The following is a 19,728-nucleotide window of genomic DNA, read 5'->3' on the forward strand; positions in this document are numbered from 1 at the left end:
CCTGGGTATTTTTTATTATCTTGAAACAAATTTATTTTCCGTAATCCAAAATCTCCATGGATAGTCCCGCGCTTCACCGGTATTTTCAATACCGATCCTAGGTCCACTACTAATATGTTCTGGTTTAATTCCTTCTTTGATGTAAACGGGAGGGAGCCAAATTGGTTTTCCATAAGATTCCATCGTAATATTCAATGCTTTTGTAAGCTTACCTGGTCCATTCGTTAAATTAGAAATGGGTTGATTTTTTCGAAATTCGATCATTTTTTCAATCCCGTCTACAGGTTCTAGTGCTCTAATTAATATTGCATTAGGAATGCCAATTTCCCCGCAAACAACATTTATTAAGGTATGAGTGTGCATTTGATAAGTATAGATGAATCCTGGCTCATGAAACATAATTTCTGTCCGTTTCGTACGTCGGTTTTGAAAACTATGTGCAGCACGATCATCTGGGCCCATATATGCCTCGGTCTCTACGATCATTCCAGAAAGTTCCAATTCATCAGTACGATGAACTAAGATACAGCCCAATAGCTCCTTTGCTAATTGTAAAGCTGGTTTTAAAAAGAAATCTTTTTTAATTGTCGAATTCATAATAAACTCCTCGAAATTTGATTAATAAAAAGAGAAAATGTATTTTCTTGTCACTGAAATAAGAATATGTACCTATTCCTAATGTTAAAAAAACATTAAAAATGGATTAAATAGATTAAGTAAATCATTAGAAATTATTCATAATTACTCATTGTACAATGCCCCTTAAGCTAGTACTATTTAATTTGTTGGAAGATTCTGAAAAGGGGTGTAGATTTATGGCAAGACCATCATACTGGAAGGTATTATCGAGTGTATCACTTGCTGCAGCATTAAGTATGTCCATTTTTTCAACTGGAGTTACTTCAAAAGCAGCAATTCCTACTGAAAGTGAAAGTAAGCAGTTAGTAGAAAGTCCTTATTTAGATTTAAACGTAGTGGATGAAGAAAGATTAGAAAAGGCTTTAAGAGACAGAGGCGTGATCAAAGATTCTGATAGTGCTGAAGTAGCTAAAGAAAAAGTACAAGCATACATAAAAGAAAAACAAGGTGAATATAAAGAGAAAGTACAAGCACAATCTCAGTCAGAAATTGCTGATAAACAAAGAGCAACATTAGAAAAACGAAAAGCTCAACTTTTATCACAATTAAATAAAGGACACGAAAACTATAAAAAAGGCAAACCAACTGGTGTAGTAAAAGTTGATTCTGCTAAACAGGCTAGCTATAACGGCGGAGTTCGTGAAGATAAGGTATTAGTAATTTTAACTGAATTCGCTGATTTCAAACATAACAATATTGATAAACAAAATGGGTACATGTACTCTGATGATTTCAGCAAAAAACATTACGAAGACATGCTTTTCGGAGATAAAGAATTTACTTTACACGATGGCTCTAAAGTAAAAACTTTTAAACAATTTTATGAAGAGCAATCTGGTGGGAGCTATACTGTTAAGGGTACAGTTACAAACTGGTTAACAGTTGCTGGTAATGCAGCTGATTATGGCGATGATAGCCCAACTGGTGGACATGATAACTTAGCACCAAAAGGTCCTCGTGATCTAGTTAAAGAATCACTACGTGCTGCAATTAATTCAGGTATTAATTTAGCTGATTTTGATGATCTAGATATTTATGACCTTGATGGCGATGGAAATATTAATGAGCCTGACGGATTAGTGGATCACTTAATGGTTCTTCATGCTGGAACTGGTCAAGAAGCTGGTGGCGGTAAATTAGGAGATAAAGCGATCTGGTCACATCGTTGGACTTTAAATGGAGTAACTACTTTCTCCGGAACAAAATCAAAATCTACAAATTGGAACGGATTGATGGCTGCATATGATTACACAATTGAGCCAGAAGATGGAGCAGTTGGTGTATTCGCTCATGAATTCGGTCATGATTTAGGATTACCAGATGAGTACGATACCGGGTACACTGGAAATGGTGAACCAGTTGCTTCTTGGTCAATCATGAGTGGTGGTAGTTGGAACGGTGCAATCGCAGGTACAACACCTACAAGTTTCTCACCACAAAACAAAGAGTACTTCCAAAAAACTTATGGTGGAAACTGGGCAAATATGACTGAAGTAGACTATAAGGATATTGATGAAAAAGGTATTGCTGCTATTATCGATCAAAGTGTTACTAAATCAAATAACCCAGGTGTGGTAAAAGTTAACTTACCAAAGAAAGAAGTAAAAAGTAAAATTCAACCTCAATTTGGTGCTAAGTATTACTTTAGTACAAAAGGTGATAACCTTCATACTACGATGACTTCACCAGTATTTAATTTAACAGCAGCTACAAATGCAAGCTTCGCTGTAAAAGCAAACTATGAAGTTGAATACAATTATGACTATCTGTATGTAAATGTATTAGATGCTGCAACAGGTGCTAAACTTGCAACAATTGATACGATTGGTGATGAAAATACTGCAGGTGGACTTGAAACATCTAAAGGACTTTGGGTAGATAAAGTTTATGACTTATCTGCATACAAAGGCAAAAATGTAAAAGTTCAATTTGAATATGTAACTGATGGTGGACTAGCTCCTGAAGGATTTGCTTTCGACGAAGCAAAATTAACTGTTGACGGTGCAGTTAAATTTACTGATGGTGCGGAAGGAACTCCAGCATTTACATTAGACAAAGCAACTGTATCAAATGGTACTGATTTTAAAGATCACTACTACTACTTAGAGTGGAGAAACTATGCTGGCTCTGATAAAGCATTAGAATATGCTCGTGGGGTTAAGTATAATACTGGTTTAGTAGTATGGTATGGTGATGATAGCTACACAGATAACTGGACAGGTGTTCACCCTGGTGAAGGTTTCTTAGGTGTTGTAGATGCTCATCCAGAAGCTATGGTTGGTACATTAAATGGTAAACCATCTGTATCACAAAGTACACGTTACCAAGTAGCTGACGCTGCTTTTAGTTACGACAAATCACCTGAATTCTATATTAATTCACCATCTCGTGGAATCTTTGACTATGATGGACTATCTGGTGTAACAGAATTCAATGATTCAAATAGTTACCAAAATACTTTAATTCCAGATGCAGGAAGAAAAGTACCTAACTACGGCTTAAAATTCCAAGTAATTGGAGAAGCAAAAGATAATTCAGCTGGTGCTGTTTGGATTCATAAGTAAGATAAAAGAATACGAGTCTGATATAAATTCAGACTCGTATTCTTTTTTTTGTTTTTATAGACTGCACCGAAAAATGAGTTATTCAATTAGTCTATTGGTTAATTTCGGTTATAGCTTTTCATGAGTATGATCTTTTTGTCTTCTTGTTTTTTTACATATTCATGAGCAGGTTATGAGTAAGTAAATTACAAAATCCAGCGTAAATAGTTCCTCATGACCCCGTTATGAGGAAGTAATATACGAAATCCAGCGTAAATAGTTCCTCATGATCCCGTATGAGTAAGTAAATTACAAAATCCAAACTACGCCTCTGTTTCCACCTAAAGGCTCACCAATCGGAAAGTTTTCTTTATCGTGGTTTTTATGAACAAAATGGTTTTAATGGACTTTACGTCTTTAACGTTCATAAAAACTTTTTTCAGAATTATTAAACTATAATACTTGTATTAGAAAGCGTTTCCAAAAAAGGGAGGAACTATAGGTGAAATTTAAAAAGACTGGTTTGTTTGTAATGACTTCTTTAATTACTGTGAGTCTTGCAGCATGTAAAAGTAGTAGTGTAACAACGGGAAGCAATAACTCAACTTATCCTAATAAGGCAATTTCGGTTGTAGCACCATCAGGAGCAGGCGGCGGATGGGATTTAACAGCTAGATCGTTTACTAAAGTATTAAGTGAAACAAAACTTGTTAAAGAACCTATGACGGTTGAAAATAAGCCAGGCGGTGGCGGTACGGTATTCATGGCCGAGTATGCTACTCAAGATAAAGCTAATAATGAAAAATTATTTGTAAACTCACCACCTATTATTATTAACAACTTGAAAAAAGAAGGAAATAGTCCTTATGGCTATAAAAATAGTACTCCATTAGCTCAGCTAACAAAGGATTATGGTGCAATCGTTGTAAAGGCTGATTCTAAGTATAAAGATTTAAAATCACTTTTAGATGATATTAAAAAGAATCCGAAGAATATTACTCTAGCTGGGGGTTCTGCTCCAGGGTCAATGGATCATTTAGTCGGAATTTTACCTGCTTATAAATACGGTATTGATCCTACGAAAATTAAGTATGTATCGTATGATGGTGGTTCAGAGGCAATAACAGCATTATTAGGTAATAATGCGGATGTCATTTCGACTGATGTCTCTAGTACGCTTGAGTTTGTTAAATCAGGTAAAGTAAAAGTTTTAGCAGTAACATCACCTGAACGTTTACAAGGAGATGTTTTGTCTAAGTTTCCAACAGCTAAAGAACAAGGCATTGATGCTGAGTTTATCATTTGGCGTGGGGTTTTTGGACCAGAGAAAATGTCTAAGGATGCATACTCATATTGGGAGAAAACAATTTCAAAATTAGTTGAAACAAAAGAATGGAAAGATGAAGTAGAAAAGCAAGGCTGGCAGCCAGAATATAAAGATGGTAAAGAATTTAATTCGTTTTTATCAGAACAAGAAACACAAGTTCAAGATTTATTAAAAGCATTAGGAATGAATAAATAATTGAAATAAAGAAGGGGGATCACACTCCTTCTTTTCCATTACTGAACTAAAGAGGTGAGATTATGAATAAAAAATTTGATCGATTAGCAGCAATCATTTTTCTTATTACAGGTATTACTTTTATTTTAGAAAGTCGGAGTATAGCAGCTACTGCTTATGGAAGTGTAGTTGGTCCGAACGTTTTTCCATTTATACTTGGGTGTGCGCTTTCTTTATTAAGCTGTAGGTTATTTTACGAAACATTTTCTTATAAGGGAAAAGAGCAGGAAGCAGTTCAATATAATTATAAGCAATTTTTTATCATCTTAGCTTCAGCAATTCTTTACGCACTTTTACTTGAGAAAATCGGTTTTATTATTAGTTCGTTTTTATTCCTAATTGTAGCAATTCAAACAATGGAGCGTGGAAACTGGATAAAATCACTTTCGATTTCATTAGGTTATTCACTCATTATTTATTTTATTTTTGTCGATGTTTTAAAAGGAACTTTACCTGTTTGGTCAATTTGGTTTTAGAAAAAAGAAGGGAGAGTTATTAACTTGAGTACTTTTCAATATTTAATGCAGGGATTTGAAACTGCATTTACATGGTACAACTTATTGTTTGCTTTTGCCGGAGTATTAATTGGTACAGCAGTAGGCGTATTACCTGGTATTGGGCCAATGAGTGGGGTCGCTTTACTAATACCTGTTACTGCTTCGGTAACTGGCTTTTTAGGACCTGAGCAAGCAGCGGGCAGTGCGATTATTTTATTAGCTGGTGTATATTATGGTGCTATGTATGGTGGTTCTACTACATCAATTTTATTAAATACTCCAGGCGAATCCTCATCAGTAGTGACGACTTTAGATGGTTATCAAATGGCTAAAAAAGGTAGAGCAGGAAGTGCTTTGTCAATTGCAGCAATTGGTTCATTTGTGGCAGGTATTTTTACTCTTATTGCACTGATCGTATTAGCAAAACCATTATCGGCATTAGCAATAAAGTTCGGTCCAGCTGAATATTTTTCATTAATGCTTCTTGGTTTATGTGCTGTAAGTGGACTAGCAGGAAAGTCAGTAACAAAAGCATTAATTATGACGATCTTTGGACTACTACTAGCTACAATTGGAATTGATTCTGTATCAGGAGTTTCTCGTTTTACATATGACATTCCATGGCTATATCAAGGGCTAGAATTTTTAACAGTAGCGGTAGGATTATTTGCGCTAGGGGAAGTATTTAAAACAATTATTGAAAATGAAGTTGAAGATGGCGAGATGGCAAAGATTAATAATTTATTACCATCTAAAGAGGAATTAAAAGAAAGTGTTGCTCCGATCGCTAGGGGCTCTGTTTTAGGATTTTTCGTCGGTCTATTACCGGGAGCGGGTGCTATTTTAGCTTCATTTTTTGCTTATATTTTAGAAAAGAAAGTCAGTAAAACGCCAGAAAAGTTTGGAACTGGTACAATTGCTGGGGTTGCTTCTCCTGAGTCAGCAAATAATGCCGCGTCTGGCGGAGCGATGATTCCTTTATTAACTTTAGGGATCCCAAGTTCAGGAACAACAGCAATCCTAATGGGTGCTTTAATGATGTATAACATACAACCGGGACCACTGCTTTTCGATGAACATCCTGATGTTGCATGGGGATTAATTGCAAGTATGTTTATTGGTAACGTAATGCTTATTATCTTAAACATGCCTCTAGTGAAAATATTTGCAAAAATTATTCAGACGCCAAAGAAATACTTATTGCCACTTATTGTAGCCATTTCAATATTTGGTGTTTATGCCGTACAAGTATCAGTAAATGATTTACTTCTATTAATAGCATGTGGTATTTTTGGATATTTCCTTTCTAAAAATGATTTTCCAATCGCACCACTAGTATTAGGTATCGTTTTAGGTCCAATGATTGAGAATAATTTAAGAAGAGCTTTAACTGTATCAAATGGTGATTATAGTATTTTCTTTACTCATCCTATTTCATTAGTATTTTTAATAATTGGAGTACTTTGGATCCTCATTCCAATTATTATTAAATTGAAGGGTAAAGAAGTAGTTATTAATGTAGAAGCTTAAAATATTCTAACAAAACTCCTTTTATTAAAGGAGTTTTTTGATTATTATAAAAATATAAGGAGAAATTTTATGCGTTTACATTATAAGTTAATCATCTTTATTTCTGTTCTCATTTTAGTTATTAGTAGTGTTTTTGAAATAGTATCTCAAGAAATGTTTCTAAAAAACCTTAAACATGAAAAGGGGTTAAAGGCCTTAGCTATTTCTCAAACTGTGGCAAATATGCCAGAAGTTCGTGAAGCATTTTCAAGTGAAAATCCATCAGGAATCATTCAGCCAATCGTTGAACAAATTCGAAAGAAAGTTGGAGCGGAGTTTATTGTTGTTGGAAATATAAATGAAGTACGCTATTCACATCCAAACCCATTCCTAATTGGGAAGAAAATGGTTGGAGGAGATAATGATAAAGTATTTAAGGGAAAGGAAATTGTATCAGAATCAACTGGTACACTTGGCCCTTCTTTAAGAGGAAAAACTCCTATTTTTGATGATAATGGTAACGTAATTGGAGTTGTTTCTGTAGGTTACTTAATAAAAGATATTGATCATGAGGCACAAACGTTTAGTAAAAAACTAATAAAAAATAGTATTGTCATATTACTTCTTGGAATAGGTGTAGCTTTTTTAATTTCATTTAATATTAAAAAATCGATCTTCGGATTGGAGCCGAAAGAAATTGGAAGGATGTACAAAGAGAAACACGCAATTTTGGAATCGATTCATGAAGGGATTATTGCGATTGATGAATACGGAGAGATTACGGTAGTAAATGAAAATGCTCATAAAGTCCTTTCTATTCCTAATAATATAAAGCTTAGAGGATTAAAAATAGAAGATATATTGCATAATTCGCATCTGAAGAAAGTAGTTGAAACTGGTAAGCCAATTTATGATTTAGAGTTTTTAATAAATGAAAAAGTAATGATTATTAATTGTATACCGATTATTGGAGTGGATTCTAAAATTGTTGGAGCAGTCACAACCTTTAGGGAAAAATCAGAATTGAATAAATTGCTAAATGAACTATCGCAAATAAAAGCATATTCAGAAGGCCTTAGAGCTCAGGCACATGAATATTCGAATAAGTTGCATACAATTTTAGGCTTAATACAGCTTGAATCCTATCAAGAAGCGATTGAATTAATTTCAAAGGAATCAAATATAACTCAAAATATTATCCATTTTATTATGGAAGAAATTTCAGACCCAGTGGTTGCAGGACTTCTTTTAGGCAAAATAAGTTTAGCTAATGAGTTAAAAGTAGACTTTAACATTGATTATAATAGTAGCTTTGCAGATGTCCCAAAAGAAATAAATAGGGAAGACTTAATAACAATAATCGGAAATCTATTAAATAACGCATTCGATGCAGTATTAGAAACAAATAAATCAGAAAAGCTGGTTTCACTATTTCTTACTGATTTAGGTGAAGATTTAGTAATTGAAATCGAGGATAATGCAAATGGTATCCCTGAGGAATTAATCGATGAGATTTTTGAATATGGTATTTCTACTAAGGAGCAATCTAAAAACTCAGGGATCGGACTTCACCTAGTCCAGAGATTGCTCCATAAATTAAACGGACAAATTACTTTTCATTCAAACGAACATGGGGGAACTACATTTATTGTTGCCATTCCGAAACGCCAAAAGGAGAGTAACAGATACGATGAAAAAGAATTTAATAGAAGTGTTAATAGTTGAAGATGATAGTAGAATTGCAGAAATTCATCAGCGATTTATTGAAAGAATAGAAGGGTTTAGTGTAATTGGTATTGCGACAAATTACCAAGAAGCAGTTGATTTAATTGAGATTCTAAAACCGCAGCTAGTATTACTAGATGTTTATTTTCCGGATATGAATGGCTTAGATTTTCTACAATGGATGAAGAAAAATTCAATTTTGGCAGATGTTATTATGATTACAGCATCTAAAGAAATCGATTCAGTTAATAAGGCCTTACATTATGGTGTATTTGATTTTATTATTAAGCCAGTTATTTTTGATCGTTTTAAAAAGTCTTTAATTCGTTATGTAAATTATTCAAATAAAGTGCAAAGCCTACAATCAAAAAGTGCTTATCTAACTCAGGAAGAAATAGACGGTCTAATCGGTAAAAATAATTCGGTGATTGAAGAACAAAGTATATACCCTAAAGGCATTGATAAACTTACTTTAGATAAGGTGTTATTTGTGATAAATGAAGTTCATAACGGGATGACTGCTGAGAATATAGGACTGGAAATTGGCGTTAGTCGTACTACTGCCCGGAGATATTTAGAATATCTAGTATCTGAAGGAAAAGTATTAGCGGATTTAGCGTATGGAACGATTGGCAGGCCAGAAAGAGTTTATTTGATAAAAAACTAGATTATTTGATTTAGTAAAGTTTACTTAATGACTATGACAAACCTAACATTTCTGTAACAGGAATTGTGAAAAATCATGAAAAAAGAATCGTCTAAACGCTTGGTATACAAGCGTTTTTTTAGTTTTTTACAAGTTTATGACAATGTGAGTTTACTAGATTCTAGTTTTTGAAAGCGTTGAAAACCTTCCATTTGTTATATAAAATATACTTTGCAAGAACTACGGAGGGATAGGTATGAAAATACGTTTATTAACAAAAGAAGATGCAGAAATCTATCTTAATATTCGTTTAGAAGTTTTAAAAGAGAATCCTGAAGTTTTTATTACAACTATGGATGAAATACTTGATCAAGATGACCCTATTGAATACAAAGCAGAAATATTGGATCAAGATAAAAATTATACGATCGGTGCATTTACTGACAAAGGTCAATTAATTGGAGTAGCAACTTTAAAAACGTTTGAAAAAGTTAAAGCAGAGCATAAAGGGAAAATTGAGTCTGTCTATGTTTCTCCTAGCGCTCGAAAAATGGGGGCAGGCCATCTTCTAATTGAAGAAGCGATCCACTTAGCAAAGAGCTTTGGACTTGAACAACTTACATTAAATATCGTAGAAGGTAATGATACAGCAAAGAAACTATATGAAAAACTAGGATTCAAAACATTTGCGAAAACCCCTAATAGTTTAAAATTTAACAATGAATATTGGGACCAAGAGCATATGATGCTTACGTTAATTGCAGGAAATGCTGAAGAAGCAGGGAAAGCAGGATAAGCAAGTATTGCAGGCGTGGCACAAAAAAAGTTTACCTAAATTGTCTTTCAATCTGACAGTAAAGGTAAACCTTTTTAAATTCTATTATTTAGTAAAAGTCTTTTCAATGTCATCTAACATTAAGTAAGCAGCCTTGATTCCACCTGCAGTGTTCCAAGTTACATCATTTACTTTCATGACATGTCCATTTTTAGAAGCATTTAACTTTTTGAATAAAGGATCTTCTGTAAATTCTTTTTCAAGCTGAGATCCAGACTCTTTACCGTCATCAAATGTAAAGTAGAAAATGTAATCTCCATCCATTGCTGGAATACGTTCTTTTGTTACACCTTTTTCAGCAAAATCAGGGGCATTTTGTTCCTCAGGACGTTGGAAACCTAACTGTTTAAGAATGACACCAGAGAAAGTATCTTGGTGATAGATTCGTACATCAGCACCCATGAAACGGACCATTGAAATTTTTTGATTTACTTTATCGCCTAATTCACCTTTAAGTTCATCAACACGTTTTGTATAATCAGCTAATACTGTATTACCTTGTTCTTCTTTGTTTAAAACTTTTGCGTAAAATTTGAAGTTTTCTTGCCAGTCTCCACGTAATGTTTCAGCAAAAACTGTTGGTGCAATTGCACTTAGTTGCTCATACACTTTTTCTTGACGCATTTTATTACCGATGATTAAATCTGGTTTTAAACCAGCGATTTTCTCAAGGTTAACTTCACTTTCCACACCTACAACTTCTACGCCATCCATATCTTTAGAAATGTGATCGTACCAAGGGTTTCCTGTCCATGATTTAACAGCACCAACTGGTTTCACACCTAATGCTAGTAAAGCTTCAGTTCCTTCATTTGTTAAAATAACAACTCTTTTTGGATTAACAGGAACTTTTGTCGTACCCATTGCATGGTCAATCGTAATTGTATTCGCTTTTTTACTTTCTTTACCAGAAGCTTCATCTGATTTTTTAGTGCCACAAGCACCTAATACCATAATTGCTGCAATGAAAAGAGCAATTAGTGAGGAAAATTTAAGTTTTTTCATAGAATGGTCTCCCTTTTTAGTTGATAATGATTATCATTTCTCTCGACAAGTAGTATTATAAATTAAGATTTGATTAGAAGTCAATAAGAAAATGAAAATCATTCTCATTGACTTGATAATTCATATCATTTAGACTATTAGTAGAGAATAGAATAGTAGGAGATATAAAATGCTAATTCACCCAAGATCAAGAATTATCGTATTAGTAGCTTGTATTTTATTATTAGTCATTTGTTTTTTTTCTAGTATTTTACTAGGATATACGGATACTAGTTTTACAAGTTTAATCCATTCATTTACACAATTTGATGGGTCTAATGAACAATTAATTATTCAAAATGTTCGATTACCAAGAGCGATCATTGCTTCAATAGTAGGAGCAAGTTTAGCAATCGCTGGTTTATTTATGCAAGTCTTAACTAAAAATCCTCTAGCATCACCAAGCGTTCTAGGAATAAACGCTGGTGCCTCGATGTTAATTGTACTTAGTATCACTTTTTTCCATTTACAATCACCTAATGCGACTATATGGCTTTCATTTATAGGAGCTACATTATCAGCCGTATTTGTATTTGGGCTAAGTTCAATAGGGAGAGACGGAGCGACACCATTAAAAATTACTTTAGCTGGAGTTTCAATTGCAGCCATGTTTAGCTCAATAACCCAAGGCTTACTAGTTACTAATGAAGTGGCATTAGAGCAAGTCCTATTTTGGCTAGCGGGTTCAGTTCAAGGGCGCTCACTTGATTCTTTACATATGGTATTACCATATATCGTCATAGCTTGGGTGGTCTCACTTGCACTTGGTGGAAAGATTAATACATTCATGCTAGGAGAAGATGTATCTAGAGCTTTAGGACAAAATACAGCTTTATTAAAAACGACATTAGTCGTGTTAGTCATCATTCTAGCCGGTGGTGCTGTAAGTATAGCAGGACCAATAGGATTAGTTGGTATAATTGTCCCTCAAATAGTTAGAATGTTCGTTAAAAATGATTATCGCTGGATGATTCCATTTTGTGGTATTATCGGAGCAATTTTACTTCTTTTAGCTGATGTGGGATCTCGTTACATTTTAATGCCAGAAGAAACGCCAGTTGGTATTATGACCGCCGTTATTGGAGCACCATTTTTTATTTACTTAGCAAGAAAAGGCGGTACAGTAAAATGAACATGATCAAATTAAGAAACAAGTACTTTTCACTACTATTTAATAAACGATCGTTTTCCGTTTTAATAATTGCACTTCTTTTACTCATTAGTTCATTTATAGTGAGCTTAACGCTAGGTGACCGTTATATTTCTATTCCAAAAGTAATATCTGTTATTTTTGGTGAAGGGGAAAAAATTGATGAATTGTTTATTCAAGCATTTCGAATGCCCCGAATTATCATTGCAATTTTTGCTGGGATTTCTTTAGCGATCGCAGGAGCGGTTCTCCAAGGGTTAGTTAGAAATCCACTAGCTTCTCCAGATATCCTTGGTATAACAGGTGGAGCAGGAGCTGCCGTTGTATTATTTTTAGCTATTTTTAGTGATAATCGTACGAATCAATTAACAGTGAGTATAAAATGGCTACCATTAGCTGCATTTATCGGTGCCATCATAAGTTTAGTATTTGTCTATGCTTTTGCATATAAGGATGGGGAATTAAAGCCATTAAGATTGGTTTTAGTAGGGGTTGGATTTTCAGCATTAGCTCAGAGCACAACTTCATTCTTTATGATTATTGGACCTATTTTTAGAGCAACAGAAGCGAATATGTGGTTAACAGGGAGTGTATATGGAGCGAACTGGGAACAAGTTAAAATTATAACAGTCTGGACGCTAGTTTTTATCGTGTTAGCTTTATCGTTTATAAGACATATCAATACTCAGCAACTTGGAGATGAAGTTTCAACAAGCTTAGGAGTTCAAGTAGAAAAAAATCGACTAATCTTGTTATTTATAAGTACTGCATTAGTGGCAGGTGCAGTTGCATTTGCAGGAGCAATCGCATTTGTTGGACTAATTGCACCTCATATTGCTCGGAAAATAGTTGGTGCTTCTTACGGTGCATTGATTCCCATATCTGGAATAATCGGTGCGATCATGGTATTAGTGGCTGATACAATTGGAAGAACGGTGTTTAGTCCAATTCAAATACCTGCTGGTGTATTTACTGCCGTAATTGGTGCACCATATTTTATTTATTTATTATTTAAGACTGGAAAAAGGTGATAAGATGTCAACGAGCGCAATCGAAACAGAAAAGTTAACGTTATCGTATGATGATCGTACAATTATAAACGAGCTAAATTTTCAAGTTCCAAAAGGAAAAATCACGGTTTTAATTGGAGCTAATGGCTGCGGAAAATCAACACTACTTCGTTCACTTGCAAGATTACTTCAACCAAAAAGTGGAACCATCTTACTTGATGGAAAAGAAATTAGTAAGCGACCTACAAAGGAAATTGCACGCAATCTTTCAATACTGCCTCAAAGTCCTGTTGCGCCTGAAGGTTTAACAGTTTTTCAATTAGTAAAACAAGGAAGATATCCGTATCAAACTTGGTTAAAACAATGGTCAAAAGAAGATGAAGAAAAAGTAAATCATGCCTTAAAAATTACAAATATGTTTGAACTAAAGGATCAATTAGTCGATTCTTTATCTGGTGGACAACGTCAACGTGCTTGGATTGCGATGACTTTGGCTCAGGACACAGATACAATTTTATTGGATGAACCAACAACCTATTTGGATTTAACACATCAAATCGAGATATTAGACTTACTTTACGAATTAAATGAAAAAGAACAGCGTACAATTGTTATGGTACTACATGATATAAACCTAGCATGTCGTTACGCACACAACGTTGTTGCAATTTCAAATGGTGAAGTATACGCAGAAGGAGACCCAGAAAACATCATTAATGAGAACTTAATTTGTGACGTTTTCTGTATGAACTGCGATATTGTGAAGGACCCATTATTTGGAACTCCACTTTGCATACCTCATGGGCGAGGAAGAAAAATAATTTAATTAATTTTAAAAAGGTGTCCTAAAATAGGGCACCTTTCATTTACTAAGAGGTGAGATAGAATGACTTTATCAATTAACAATATAAGTGTAGATATTCTTGGTAGTTCGATCCTTAAAAACATTAATTTTCAAACTAATAAGGGTGAAATTTTTTGCCTAATTGGAACTTCAGGAGCGGGGAAATCGACATTGCTTCGGGCGTTAAATCGATTACAGTCGATAAGTAAAGGTGAAATTCATTTAAATGGACAATCAATATACAAAATGACACCTCAAAGTTTAAGAAAAAGTGCAGTAATGATCCTACAAACTCCTTCATTATTTGAAGGGACTGTTGAGGATAATATTTTGTTTGGAGTCAAATTAAACGGTAGCTATGATAAGACAGATTCGAAAACAGTTGCGAGATCTTTATTAGAAAAAGTAGGATTAGAGACGAAATTACTTGATCGGAATGCTTCAACACTTTCGGTTGGTCAACAGCAAAGAGTTTCAATCGCAAGAGCAATAGCCATGAAACCAACTATTTTATTATGTGATGAAATTACTTCAGCATTAGATCCACAATCGACTCTACATATTCAGGAGCTTCTAGTAACTTTAAAAAGAGAAGAAAAATTAACGATTATTCTTGTAACACATAATATGGATCTAGTTCAACAAATAGCTGATCGAGTTGGGTTACTGATTGACGGTAAATTAGTAGAAGTTAGTCCAGTTAATGAATTTTTTAATAATCCAACCACAGAATTAGGAAAAAATTTTCTTTCTACAATTGCTTAAAGAGGTGAAATCATGGAAGGGAATTTGCATATTACAGGAGTGTCTCTGACATTTTTATTAATTATTATTGCTATCGCATTATCCTATTATCAGAAACTTGGTGTTGAAAAAGACATTGGTGTTTCTTCAGTAAGGACCGTCATTCAATTAATGATCATGGGTTATGTACTTGAATTCATATTGCAAATTGAGCATTTTTTAATTGTCATCATTATTTTATTTTGTATGATTTTATTCGGTGCTTATACTTCGAGTAAAAGATCACAACAAATTGAAGGCGCATTTTTTATTTCATTTATTAGTATTTTGCTAGGCGTCATGATTTCTTTAGGAGTTGTCTTGGTAGCAAACAAAATTGCGTTGAAGGCTCAATATGTTGTTCCAATATCAAGTATGATTATTAGCACATCAATGAATGCAAATAGCTTAGCGTTAACGAGACTTAGGGCTGAAATCCAGGCAAATAAAAATCAAATTGAGGCTGCATTATGCTTAGGGGCAACAACTAAACAAGCTTCAAATAATGTTATAAAAAATTCAATTAAAGCTGCCTTAATTCCATCAATTGATCGAGCTAAAACTGTAGGAATTGTTACTTTACCAGGCTCGATGACAGGAATGATTTTTGCTGGTATAAGTCCTCTATATGCAATTAAATATCAATTGTTAATAGAATGTATTTTAATTGGCGCAATTGCAATTAGTGTATTCACCTCAACACTTCTATCCTATAGAAAATTCTTCACAAAAGATGATTCATTGAAATATGAAACGATAATAGAACAAGGATAATGATAGAGGGAGAAGGGACTTTTCCTTCTCCCATTTTGCTAAATATTATCCGATTACTCTTAATTGTACATCCATGTTTCCTCTAGTTGCTTTTGAATATGGGCATACTCCGTGGGCTGCTTTAACTAGTTCAACGGCTACTTCTGTTGGAACGCCTTGTACTTTTACATCAAGTTGAGCAGCCAATTTAAATCCCCCATCAGCAGGGTCTTTACCGATTGTTATGTTTGCAGTTACTGATGTAGATTCTAGTTTAATTTTTTGCTGGCGAGCTACTAAATTTAATGCACTGTCAAAGCAAGCTGAATAGCCTGCGGCAAAAAGTTGTTCAGGATTTGTTGCTCCACCAGGTCCGCCTAATTCCACTGGTGGTTTAAGTGATAAATTAATAAAATCATCTGATGAAATAACTCTTCCGTCACGTCCACCTGTTGCAGTTGCTATAGCAGTATATAATTTTTCCATTACGATCTCTCCTTAATATAAATAATCTATTTTTTATTTTCATTAGCAGCTTGAACTTTCTTTAATAATGCCTTTGTTTGATTTAGTATTGTTAAAAATTCCTCTTGAGTAGTATTACTTTCCTTGAAAAACTTCTCAGGTATACATAAAGCTTTTTCTTTTAATTTAGTACCTTCTTCAGTTAATGTAATAAATACTTTTCTCTCATCACTTGAATCACGTTTACGGAAAATTAGTCCCGCAGATTCCATCCGTTTTAGCATTGGTGTAAGAGTTCCTGAGTCTAAAAAAAGCGTTTCCCCAAGTTCTTTTACAGTTTGTTGGTCTTTTTCCCAAAGTGAAAGCAATGCAAGATATTGCGGATACGTTATACCAATCTCATCTAAGATTGGACGGTATAATTTAGTAATTTCTCGAGAAGTAGCATAAATTGAAAAGCATAATTGATTTTCAAGCAAAAGCTGATTTTCTTTATTCATTGGATCAACATCCTTTTATATTAGTTGTGCACAATTTAATATGACACAATCATAATTGATGAGAAATAGTTTTGCAAGTAATAATTACTATTATTTTTTACCAATTTTTCAATTTTGATTATTAATTGAGTAGATTTGAAGTGGAAATCAGCTTATTCACAATAAAAAAGCCAGTCAATGTTCAATACATTAACTGGCTGTAAATTTAATTTTTTCTAGACCTAGAAATTAATGAAGTTATTTGTAGCATTGTGATTGGTAAGGATGTTTTTTTATGATATGCCAAAAACTTTGGTGTCCAAGAGTTCACATATTTTTCTTTAAAACTTCTTAAACCTTGAAAGTGATATAAAAATTGTCCATATTGATAAATTTGCGCTGCAATTTTCTCACTTGTAAATGAATATTTAGATAGACCTACGTTTGCTAAAGGTGTCATGCCGACATTAAAATAATGAAAATTTCTAGACCTAAACCATTCAATTAAGTTAACAAACATAAAGTCCATAATTCCTTTTGGAGCGTCAACTTTATGGCGCATTAAATCAATTGAAATCGTATGATCATTATAGTTTGGCATAATGGATGCAAAAGCAATCATTTTATTTTCATTATTTTTAATAATAGCTACAGGCGCAAGTTTGATGTAATCCTCATCAAAATAGCCAAGTGAAAACCCTTTTTCTTTTCGTCCTTTCAGCCATTCTTGTGATAATTCCTTTAATTCCGTAAAGAATTCATTTGAATAAGGTGGTTCAATAATTTCAAAACTATATTCTTCTCGTTCAAATTTATTATAGAGTGCACGAATACCTTTATTACGTTTTCCTGATAAAGAGAACGTTGAGATATCGGTGAATCCTTCTTCACCAAGTTTAAAGAAATCAAATCCGTTTTCATGTAGATAGGATAGTGAATTTGAGTTTACTTGGTAGAAGACAAGTGTATACCCAAATTGATCAGCATAATTTAATAATTCCTCAATAGCAGGATATAAACGAGATTTTTCACCAACCGGGTCACCTAAAATAACTAATTTGTCTGCATATGGCTGAAAAATAAATAATACAGTCTCATCTTGAGCCCAGAATAAATATTTGTCATGTAAAAAAACCAAATGTGAAAGTTCAGTACCACCATACTTATTAAAATGTTCTTTGATTTTTTCTTCTTCAGCTTTTGTATTTATAAATTCAAATTGTTTTCTTTTAACTTTAAAAAATGCGATATAAAAAAATAGTAAAGCAGCTGCAAAACCAAGAACTGCACTAATCACGATATCTCTCGAATTAACAAGTATATAAGGTAAATATTTAGCAGGTATTTTGACATTTGTTGTAGGTAGATTGATATAAGCAATAAGTAAATAACTACCTAAAAAGAAGAATAAAATAAAATTATCAACAATGAGCTTACCCCAAGTTAAAACGAAGCTTTCTCTATAAAATTGTTTCTTTGAAATAAATAATATAAATGCAACTGCTAATACAAAAAGTGCTTCTTCATAATCTAATCCTTTTGAATAGGTTGTAACTGCCCCAACAATTAGCATGAATAGTGTAATATACCATGCTCTTTTATCTTTATAATCAATTCCACGAGACAGTCCTAACAATGTAAAACCTGCTGTGACCGAAATTAAATGTGAAATATTAATGATTGTCGAAGGTAAAATTAAATTTAAAAGACTTATTCTTAAAAGCATGCTTGGCACAGCAGCAGAAACTAATAGAATAACGCCAGATAAAAATACCAAAATCGTTAAAAATTTATGCCCCAAATAAGTTGAAATTTGATTTGGAATATTATTAAATGATTGATTTATTTTATTCCATAATAATTTCAGAGCTAAAATAATACCGCAAGCAAACGGGAAAAAGAAATAACTGAAACGATAAATCAATAAAACAAGAAGTGTCGTTTCCTTATCGATTCCAAAGTATGTAAAACCTAGTAGGAAAATAAAATCAAAAGATCCAAGACCGCCTGGAATCATACTTAAAAGTGCTGCAACTGACGCTACTAAAAAAACAGGCAATACCTCTATGATTGAAATGTCGATATGTAAAAATAAACAAATGAAGTAAATGAATAATAAAATAAAAGACCATTCACATAAGGAAATCACAACCAGGGAAAGCATATATTTTGCGGAAAAATTCTCCGAGAAAAAATTACGCTTTAAATAAACGACTAAAAACATTACCGGGAAATAACAAATTGCAATGATAATAGCGATATATAGATACTTATATTCATTTAAAAATGATAAATCAAATATTCCAGTAAATAAAACTAAGCTCAATATCGATAATCCAGAAAGTAAGAATATCGTTACACTACTCACTGCTTTAACAATTTCGGGTCCGGTGCGATCTTTTCGATAAAATAGAGTTCGAATGGTGGTACCTGCAACCCCACCAAGACCAATTAGGTTTGAGGAAGTATTCGCTAGCCAAGCTACCATTAATATTTTTCGAAAACTAAAATCTAATTTTAATAGTCTTACAAGTACGAAGTCATATAAAAACATTGGAGATACGGCTAAAATACCTAATGCAAAAATTAAAAAGTACTGTATTAATGTAAGAGACTCCATATAGTTAAAGAACATTTTAAAGTCGAAGTTTAAAAGTACGTTTTTTCCAACAAATATAAATGTAACTAGTAATATTGAAATGAAAAATAGTTTAAATAAACCTACTTTACTAATCCGAATCTTATTCATAAGACACTCCTGAAGTTATTATTCAACAAATAAAATAATAGTTATTAGCTTTAGTATTCCATATTATTCCACTATTTAACAAGAAGATTATTATCAGGTCCTAGAAAATTTAATAACTTATTATTTTGGAGATAAAAAATTAATTAGATTTTAATTTTCAAAACTATTTTGCGATTAGTATTAATGTGAAAAAGAGCTTTCCACTCGTTTTCGTTGGAGCAAGACCTAATACGCTTCCATTTTCCATTGGAGTAGGGGCAGTAAAGTTCAATTATGAGAGGACTATTTTAAGATTTTTTGAATATTTATAAATGAAAATATTAAATGGGTTCTATATAAAAAAGGGAGACCTCTTAATTGGAAGAGAAAATAAATTCAAACCTCTCTTAAAGAATATACAAAGGATTTCATAAAAGAAAATGTTAAATAATAACGATGACTTTATAGCTTAATAAGAGTGTATTCGATGATGCAAGCATTGTATAAATTGGAAGGA

The 19,728-nt window shown here is 33.1% G+C and carries 17 protein-coding genes; 12 read left to right on the forward strand and 5 right to left on the reverse strand.

The window, feature by feature from the left end:
* Window positions 1-15: 15 nt before the first annotated feature.
* Entirely contained in the window at window positions 16-597 is a 582-nt protein-coding gene (locus BED47_RS05810; protein ID WP_069032830.1) for a DNA-3-methyladenine glycosylase, read from the reverse strand.
* 218 nt (window positions 598-815) lie between these two features.
* Here BED47_RS05810 and BED47_RS05815 point away from each other — a divergent pair, with 218 nt between their 5' ends.
* The 7 genes from BED47_RS05815 to BED47_RS05845 all read left to right on the forward strand — a co-directional run bounded on the left by BED47_RS05815 (window position 816) and on the right by BED47_RS05845 (window position 9,916).
* Complete coding sequence (locus BED47_RS05815; RefSeq protein WP_069032831.1) at window positions 816-3,203, forward strand: immune inhibitor A domain-containing protein; 2,388 nt, start codon at window positions 816-818, stop codon at window positions 3,201-3,203.
* A 481-nt stretch (window positions 3,204-3,684) separates the two neighbouring features.
* Window positions 3,685-4,704, forward strand: a complete 1,020-nt coding sequence (locus BED47_RS05820) for a Bug family tripartite tricarboxylate transporter substrate binding protein (protein ID WP_439097768.1) — start codon at window positions 3,685-3,687, stop codon at window positions 4,702-4,704.
* A 62-nt stretch (window positions 4,705-4,766) separates the two neighbouring features.
* A complete protein-coding gene (locus BED47_RS05825) occupies window positions 4,767-5,219 on the forward strand; it encodes a tripartite tricarboxylate transporter TctB family protein (RefSeq protein ID WP_069032832.1) in 453 nt (150 codons plus the stop codon).
* Window positions 5,220-5,264: 45 nt separating this feature from the next.
* The gene (locus BED47_RS05830) at window positions 5,265-6,770 is read left to right on the forward strand and encodes a tripartite tricarboxylate transporter permease (protein ID WP_420488132.1); all 1,506 of its coding nucleotides are present in this window, start codon (window positions 5,265-5,267) and stop codon (window positions 6,768-6,770) included.
* Between the two features lie 69 nt (window positions 6,771-6,839).
* Window positions 6,840-8,474: an ATP-binding protein gene (locus BED47_RS05835; protein ID WP_069032834.1), complete on the forward strand. Its 1,635-nt coding sequence runs from the start codon at window positions 6,840-6,842 to the stop codon at window positions 8,472-8,474.
* Window positions 8,440-9,141, forward strand: coding sequence for a response regulator (locus BED47_RS05840; RefSeq protein WP_069032835.1), 702 nt, complete (start codon window positions 8,440-8,442; stop codon window positions 9,139-9,141). Before BED47_RS05835 ends, BED47_RS05840 begins: the two co-directional genes overlap by 35 nt.
* A gap of 235 nt (window positions 9,142-9,376) precedes the next feature.
* On the forward strand, window positions 9,377-9,916 hold the full coding sequence (locus BED47_RS05845; RefSeq protein WP_069032836.1) for a GNAT family N-acetyltransferase: 540 nt from the start codon (window positions 9,377-9,379) through the stop codon (window positions 9,914-9,916).
* Window positions 9,917-10,000: 84 nt separating this feature from the next.
* Here BED47_RS05845 and BED47_RS05850 read toward each other — a convergent pair whose 3' ends face one another.
* Window positions 10,001-10,960, reverse strand: a complete 960-nt coding sequence (locus tag BED47_RS05850; RefSeq protein WP_069032837.1) for an ABC transporter substrate-binding protein — start codon at window positions 10,958-10,960, stop codon at window positions 10,001-10,003.
* A gap of 169 nt (window positions 10,961-11,129) precedes the next feature.
* Between BED47_RS05850 and BED47_RS05855 the strand changes: the two genes are divergently transcribed.
* Genes BED47_RS05855 through BED47_RS05875 form a run of 5 tightly spaced genes read left to right on the forward strand, consistent with a single transcriptional unit; the run spans window position 11,130 to window position 15,560 of the window.
* Complete coding sequence (locus BED47_RS05855; RefSeq protein WP_069032838.1) at window positions 11,130-12,131, forward strand: FecCD family ABC transporter permease; 1,002 nt, start codon at window positions 11,130-11,132, stop codon at window positions 12,129-12,131.
* Entirely contained in the window at window positions 12,128-13,180 is a 1,053-nt protein-coding gene (locus BED47_RS05860; protein ID WP_069032839.1) for a FecCD family ABC transporter permease, read from the forward strand. Before BED47_RS05855 ends, BED47_RS05860 begins: the two co-directional genes overlap by 4 nt.
* A 4-nt stretch (window positions 13,181-13,184) precedes the next feature.
* Window positions 13,185-13,985 (forward strand): ABC transporter ATP-binding protein, encoded by an 801-nt coding sequence (locus BED47_RS05865; protein WP_069032840.1) that lies wholly within the window; start codon window positions 13,185-13,187, stop codon window positions 13,983-13,985.
* 60 nt (window positions 13,986-14,045) lie between these two features.
* Entirely contained in the window at window positions 14,046-14,768 is a 723-nt protein-coding gene (locus BED47_RS05870) for a phosphate ABC transporter ATP-binding protein (protein WP_069032841.1), read from the forward strand.
* 12 nt (window positions 14,769-14,780) lie between these two features.
* A complete protein-coding gene (locus BED47_RS05875) occupies window positions 14,781-15,560 on the forward strand; it encodes an ABC transporter permease (RefSeq protein ID WP_069032842.1) in 780 nt (259 codons plus the stop codon).
* A gap of 45 nt (window positions 15,561-15,605) precedes the next feature.
* On the opposite strand, the gene BED47_RS05880 is transcribed toward BED47_RS05875, so the two are convergent.
* The 3 genes from BED47_RS05880 to mprF form a co-directional block, all read right to left on the reverse strand.
* Window positions 15,606-16,025 carry an organic hydroperoxide resistance protein gene (locus BED47_RS05880; protein ID WP_069032843.1) on the reverse strand — a complete coding sequence of 140 codons (420 nt, stop codon included), beginning with the start codon at window positions 16,023-16,025 and terminating at the stop codon, window positions 15,606-15,608.
* Between the two features lie 26 nt (window positions 16,026-16,051).
* Window positions 16,052-16,504 (reverse strand): MarR family winged helix-turn-helix transcriptional regulator, encoded by a 453-nt coding sequence (locus BED47_RS05885; protein ID WP_069032844.1) that lies wholly within the window; start codon window positions 16,502-16,504, stop codon window positions 16,052-16,054.
* Window positions 16,505-16,709: 205 nt separating this feature from the next.
* Window positions 16,710-19,232 carry a bifunctional lysylphosphatidylglycerol flippase/synthetase MprF gene (gene mprF, locus BED47_RS05890; protein ID WP_069032845.1) on the reverse strand — a complete coding sequence of 841 codons (2,523 nt, stop codon included), beginning with the start codon at window positions 19,230-19,232 and terminating at the stop codon, window positions 16,710-16,712.
* Window positions 19,233-19,728 lie beyond the last annotated feature (496 nt).

It is taken from the genome of Gottfriedia luciferensis (assembly GCF_001712755.1).
Classification (GTDB): Bacteria; Bacillota; Bacilli; order Bacillales; family Bacillaceae_G; genus Gottfriedia; species Gottfriedia luciferensis_B.